Here is a 6,000-nt window from a genome sequence, read left to right as displayed (position 1 = left end):
CGGGGTTTTTTGCTTTGTGCACGGAAAAACATGCCGGATGGCGGCTTCGCCTTATCTGGCCTGCGGGTTTTGTAGGCCCGGTAAGCGCAGCGCCCCCGGGCAATGCTGGCTGCGCGACCTCATCGGGAAGAGATACAGGAATAAATTTAAGGTAAGGTTTTGATAAGCGCAGAAAAGCAAAAACCCAGCCATAGGCTGGGTTCTTTAAATAGTGGTGCCCGGACTCGGAATCGAACCAAGGACACGGGGATTTTCAATCCCCTGCTCTACCGACTGAGCTATCCGGGCAACGGAGCGCATTAAACCGCAATCGCGCGCGATCGTCAACATTATTTCGGGAAAAGCTGTTCAACTGCTTAAGTTTGCGGCAATCTGTCCGTTTGTGCGCTGAAAATGCACAAATCTTCCAGACAGTTCAGGCAAGAGGTGGCAATGCTGACGGTAAGAGGAGGGCAGTATGGCAAACGACTGGCTTGAGCTGCGTCAGCATGCAGAAACAGGTATTGAGACAATTAAGGCGCATTTCGAAGGACACGCCTTTGATCCCCACTGGCATGATAGCTATCTGGTCGGAATAACCCTTTCCGGTACGCAGCAGTTCCACTGTCGCCGTGAACGCCACCGTAGCCAGCCGGGCGATGCTTTTTTACTTGAGCCTGGTGAAATACATGACGGTGATGCACCGGTAGAGGGTGGCTTTACTTATCTGACCTTTTATCTGGATGAACACTGGCTCACCCGTACGCTTCAAGGGCTGTATGACTCTACTCCCGGGAGTTACACCCTCCACTTTGCCCAAACGCTGACGCGAGAGCCTCAGCTGGTGCGCGCTATCGGTGATACATTTGCCTCGCTGCATAACGATGAGATGAAGATCGTACAACAGAGCACAATGGATAACCTGCTCACTAAGATTACAGCCCACTGCCACTGGCGGAAGAAACTCCCGTCGCAGTTACAAAGCTCCGCTGTGGCGCATCGTGCCCGCGACTATCTCTATGCGCATATCGGCGAGAACGTGGGGCTGTCAGACCTTGCGCGGGAGACGGGGACGGATCGCTTTACGCTCACCCGCTGCTTTAAGCGCGAATTTCACCTTGCGCCGCACGCCTGGCTTATCCAGCTGCGCCTGGCAAAGGCCCGACAGATGCTGGCGTATGGGGAACTGCCTGTTGATGTGGCGACGGCAGTAGGTTTTGCCGATCAAAGCCATCTTGGTCGCTGGTTCCAGCGGGCGTACCGTATTTCTCCGGCACACTACCGTCGGTTGTGCACAAACCTTCCAGACGTTTCCAGAAAATAACGGCACATTCATGGCTCTACTAAAAGGAGCCACCTGTGAATTTAATACCCTTCCTGCTGTTTGCATTTGTCGCCTCGATTACGCCGGGGCCAACCAATATTTTGGTACTGGCTAACAGTCAGCACTTTGGCGTAAAAAATACGATTCCTGCGATCCTGGGTGGGTGTATTGCCGCCAGCGCTATTGTTTTGGTTTCAGGCGCTGGGGCAGGAGAAGTGTTACGCCAGTATCCGCTGATACGTCAGGTGATGAGCTGGGCGGGCGTGCTGTGGCTTTCCTGGATGAGCTGGCAGCTGTTTAGCGCCCCGGCCGCGAATCTCTCCTCCAGGCGTCATGTCCGATTTACCGCGCGGGCGGCGGCGTTATTACAGGTTGTAAACCCAAAAACCTGGATGATGGCGCTGGCCGTCGTCAGCCTGTTTGCTCCGGCAAGCGACCATGCATTACGGGATATTTCGCTGATGGCGCTATGGTTTCTGGCGATCTCAGTGGTCTGTTTGTTGTGCTGGGCGTGGCTGGGGAAGGCGGTGAACCGGATTTTCCGCACCACCGTGGCGATGGTGCGATTTCAACGTGCAATGGCGCTGTGTTTGTTTATTTCCGCCTGGACGGGAATGCTTGCTTAGGTCAGTGCACCACCCATACGACACTGCGCAAACCGCAAAATATCTTCCGCCAGACGGTGCGCCGTATCCACATCCGCCTGGCTACGGTTCACCAGCATGCGGCTCAGGCAACCTTCCAGCACCAGCTCCATCTGCTTCGCGACCATTGCCGGATCATCCACTTCAAGTGTGGTCAGCAGCTCGTGTGTGAACTCGTGCGCGGCTCGTTTTTGCTGATCTGCCAGCTGATGGATGGGGTGTCCGGGATCCGGATAGTAGGTGCAGGCGGCGATAAACAGACAGCCTGGGTAACGGTTGTTGGTGACACACTCCGTCAGTGCGGTATAGCGTGCCAGCAGCTTTTGCTCGGTGGTCAGCTCTTCATTCAGCATCAGTTGCCTGCGCCAGATATCCACCTGCTGGCTGAGATAGCGCAGGGCATCATACAGCAGCGCCTCTTTATCCGGCCAGAAGCGCTTAAGTTCATCCAGAGGGTAATCGATACGGTCGGCTACCATCTCAAGCGTGGTGCTGGCGATCCCTTGAATCTCAAGTAATTGCAGGGCTTGTCCCAGTACGTCTTCGCGTTGCACGGTTATCTCCTCCGCTATTCCCAACGGTTTGTCCCGTCTAAAGTGTTGTTTACGGTTGGCGATTGCGCAAATGCGCGTTGAATGCCGTCGCGTCCATAAACCCGGTTACACGCTGCGTCAGCTGTTCTTCCCCCTGTTCATTGAAGAACAGGATGGTAGGCAGCCCGAGCACGTTAAGTTGCTTCAGCAGAGCCTTATCCTGCGCGCTGTTGGCGGTAACGTTCGCCTGGAGCAGAACGGTATCGCTCAGCGCATGTTGTACCTGCGGATCGCTGAAGGTGTATTTTTCAAACTCTTTGCAGGCCACGCACCAGTCGGCATAGAGATCGAGCATGACCGGTTTGCCTTTCGCCTGCACCAGGGCGCGGTTAAGGTCATCCACGTTTTTAATCTGTATAAAATTCAGATGAGCCTGTGTTTGACCTGCCGGGGTGCCAAACGCCCAGTCCTGTAGCGGACGGACGCTCACCAGCGCGGCCGCCAGCAGAAGGATCTGTAGCAGGCACATCCACGGTTTCTTCGCACCCAGACTCACGATAAATGCCCAGCTGAAGAAGGCCACGCCGAGCATAGCCCACAGACGCGTACCCCACACATCACCGATGATGCGTTCCAGCAGGAATACCGGTAGCGCCAGAATGACAAAACCAAACGCGGTTTTCACTGTCTCCATCCACGGGCCGCTCTTCGGCAGCAGACGATTGCCAAATACCGTCACAAGGATCAGCGGCAGACCCATGCCGAGCGCGTAAAGGTACAGTGTGCCGCCGCCGAGCCAAAGGTTGCCGCTCTGGGCAATGTATAACAGGATGGCGCTCAGCGGCGCGGTGGTGCAGGGGGAGCAAATCAGCCCGGCGATGGCACCCATGGCGAACACGCCGCCCGCAGAGCCCCCCTGCTGACGGTTGCTCATTAGCGTCAGACGGGTTTGCAGGGAAGAGGGCAGTTGCAGAGTGAACAGGCCAAACATCGACAGCGCCAGCAGAATAAACACTGCTGACAGTCCGATAAGCACATAGGGGTGCTGAAGGGCGGCCTGGAACTGCAACCCGGCAGCGGCGACCACGAGGCCGAGCGCCGTATAGGTTAACGCCATGCCCTGCACATAGATAAAGGCCAGCAACAGCGCGCGGGCGGTGGAAAGGCGTTGCTTACCGCCCAGCACGATGCCAGAGATAAGCGGGTACATAGGCAGTACGCAGGGCGTAAAGGCGATGCCGATACCAATCAATAACGCCCAAAGCGCTGAGAACGGAAGGTCTGAAGCGGCTTCGCCTTCACCCCTCACACTGGCCATTTCCCCTGAGGGGAGAGGGGAGGCCGCCGCTTTCACTTCGCTAAGCGGAACGACCTTTGTTTCAGGGGGATAGCAGAAGCCCGCATCGGCGCAACCCTGATACGTCACCGTCAGGGTAGCGCCTTTATCCGCCTGATTCACCGTGACGGGCACGCTTAAGCGCTGGCGATAAATTTCACTTTTACCGTAGAACTCGTCCTCGTGCCATTCGCCAGCGGGCATCTGCAATACGCCGACGTCAGCCTTTGCCGGCGTGATGCTGACCTGCTTGCGATAGAGGTAGTAACCCTCTTTCACCTGCCAGGTGAGGCTGAGATCGTGCTGGTTTTGCTGAAAGTCGAAAACGAATGCCTGGTCGGCAGGAATAAAGTTCGAACGGCCGGGCGCGTCAAACAACCCGGCAAAAACTGACGTGCTGCACAGCAGCAGGATCAGCGTAAAGAAGCGTTGAGCCATGAGAGATAATCGTTATCGCCGTGGACCACTGGCAGCACCAGCAGCTCCGGGGTTTGGTAAGGATGATGAGACTTGAGGCAGTCGAGGAGCGCCTGCTGGTTGGTCAAATTGGTTTTGAGCAACATCTGGACTTCGTACTCTTGCTCCAGCTTGCCTTCCCAGTAATAAAGGGAGGTGGCGCCGGGAAGTAGCGTGACGCAGGCAGCCAGTTTTTCGGCCAGCACTTTGGCGGCGAGATCCTGGGCAGAAGCTTCATCAGGGGCGGTACACAGTACAACAACAGCATCAGGCGTGTTCACAAGTCGACCTCCTCATCACGAAAGTCTTCACTATATCACGCCATGTGATTGGTCATTAATGAAACGGGCCGCAGCGCGGCCCGTTTTTAACTATTTTTACAACGGCTAACCGTTTACAGCACAATGCCGCCGATGATAAAGCCGAGGACCACGCAGAGCGTAATCGCCACCACGCCCGGGATGAGGAACGCGTGGTTAAACACGTATTTACCGATACGGGTCGAGCCGGTGTCATCCATCTCAACCGCGGCCAGCAGGGTTGGGTAGGTTGGCAGCACGAACAGGGCGGAAACCGCCGCGAAAGAGGCAATCGCCGTCAGCGGCGTCACGCCCAGCATCAGTGCCGCAGGCATTAGCGCTTTGGTGGTCGCAGCCTGGGAGTACAGCAGCGTTGCGGCAAAGAACAGCACCACCGCCAGTAGCCACGGATAGTTGTGCAGCAGGTCGCCTGCAACTGTCTGGATATCGCTGATGTGCGCTTTCACGAAGGTGTCACCGAGCCACGCCACACCCAGCACGCACACGCAGGCGCTCATACCGGATTTGAAGGTGCTGGCGTTCAGCACTTCGCTGGTGTCGATTTTACAGGTGATACTGATCAGCGTCGCGATGGTCAGCATAAATACCACAATCGCTTCGTTACGCGGCAGAACCGGGTTCTGGATCAGACCTACCGTATCGCTGATGGCGGTCGCGTAGAACATCACGGCGACGATACCAATCAGGAACAGCAGCACGGAGCGTTTTGCATGCGGCTTCAGCTCAAAGACCTGGCTACCGCGCAGGCTCACTTCACCTTTTGCCAGGCGCTCCTGGTAAACCGGATCGTCTTTCAGCTCGGCGCCGAGGAAGTTACACAGCACGGCAGTGATCATTACCGCAATCAGCGTGACCGGAATACAGATCGCCAGCAGCGTCAGATAACTTACGCCCATCGGCTCGAGAATACCCGCGAAAAAGACCACTGCCGCGGAAATGGGCGAGGCGGTGATCGCAATCTGGGAGGCGACTACAGCAATAGAAAGAGGGCGAGACGGGCGAATACCCTGCTCTTTCGCCACTTCGGTGATGACCGGCAGCGTGGAGAAAGCGGTATGGCCAGTACCGGCGAGAATGGTCATAAACCAGGTCACCAGTGGCGCAAGGAAGGTGATGTATTTTGGATGACGACGCAGCATACGCTCCGCCAGGCTCACCAGGTAGTCCATACCGCCAGCGACCTGCATGGCCGCAATGGCAGCGATAACCGCCATGATGATTTCGATAACGTCAAAAGGGATTGCGCCGGGTTTAATCTGAAAGATCAGGGTAAGTACGAGCACGCCGAGACCGCCGGCAAAGCCAATGCCGATACCCCCGAGTCGTGCGCCCAAATAAATCGCCAACAGGACGATGACGAGTTCTGCTCCAAACATAAAGACCTGCCTTGCTTATTAACAAGTTGATA

General features: G+C 56.2%; 6 protein-coding genes and 1 tRNA gene. 2 read left to right on the top strand and 5 right to left on the bottom strand.

The window, feature by feature from the left end:
* Positions 1–212: 212 nt before the first annotated feature.
* A tRNA-Phe gene (locus tag IPZ49_RS03930) sits at positions 213–288 on the bottom strand.
* Between the two features lie 169 nt (positions 289–457).
* Here IPZ49_RS03930 and IPZ49_RS03925 point away from each other — a divergent pair.
* On the top strand, positions 458–1,303 hold the full coding sequence (locus IPZ49_RS03925) for an AraC family transcriptional regulator (protein WP_023299117.1): 846 nt from the start codon (positions 458–460) through the stop codon (positions 1,301–1,303).
* Between the two features lie 35 nt (positions 1,304–1,338).
* Positions 1,339–1,929, top strand: a complete 591-nt coding sequence (locus IPZ49_RS03920) for a LysE family translocator (RefSeq protein ID WP_023299118.1) — start codon at positions 1,339–1,341, stop codon at positions 1,927–1,929.
* Here the strand turns inward: IPZ49_RS03920 and IPZ49_RS03915 are convergent.
* The 4 genes from IPZ49_RS03915 to IPZ49_RS03900 all read right to left on the bottom strand — a co-directional run bounded on the left by IPZ49_RS03915 (position 1,926) and on the right by IPZ49_RS03900 (position 5,968).
* Complete coding sequence (locus tag IPZ49_RS03915; RefSeq protein ID WP_017383972.1) at positions 1,926–2,501, bottom strand: transcriptional regulator; 576 nt, start codon at positions 2,499–2,501, stop codon at positions 1,926–1,928. The two genes, IPZ49_RS03920 and IPZ49_RS03915, sit on opposite strands and share 4 nt — an antisense overlap.
* Positions 2,502–2,550: 49 nt before the next feature.
* On the bottom strand, positions 2,551–4,254 hold the full coding sequence (locus IPZ49_RS03910) for a protein-disulfide reductase DsbD (protein ID WP_063147146.1): 1,704 nt from the start codon (positions 4,252–4,254) through the stop codon (positions 2,551–2,553).
* Positions 4,230–4,553 carry a divalent cation tolerance protein CutA gene (cutA, locus tag IPZ49_RS03905; protein ID WP_003855908.1) on the bottom strand — a complete coding sequence of 108 codons (324 nt, stop codon included), beginning with the start codon at positions 4,551–4,553 and terminating at the stop codon, positions 4,230–4,232. The genes IPZ49_RS03910 and cutA overlap by 25 nt, the downstream gene beginning before the upstream one ends.
* A 113-nt stretch (positions 4,554–4,666) precedes the next feature.
* Positions 4,667–5,968: an anaerobic C4-dicarboxylate transporter gene (locus IPZ49_RS03900; protein ID WP_008502949.1), complete on the bottom strand. Its 1,302-nt coding sequence runs from the start codon at positions 5,966–5,968 to the stop codon at positions 4,667–4,669.
* Positions 5,969–6,000: the final 32 nt, after the last annotated feature.

It is taken from the genome of Enterobacter cloacae complex sp. S2, assembly GCF_015159675.1.
Lineage (GTDB): Bacteria > Pseudomonadota > Gammaproteobacteria > Enterobacterales > Enterobacteriaceae > Enterobacter > Enterobacter intestinihominis.
Note: the sequence above shows the minus strand (reverse complement) of the source record. Positions and strands in the feature narration are given on the sequence as shown.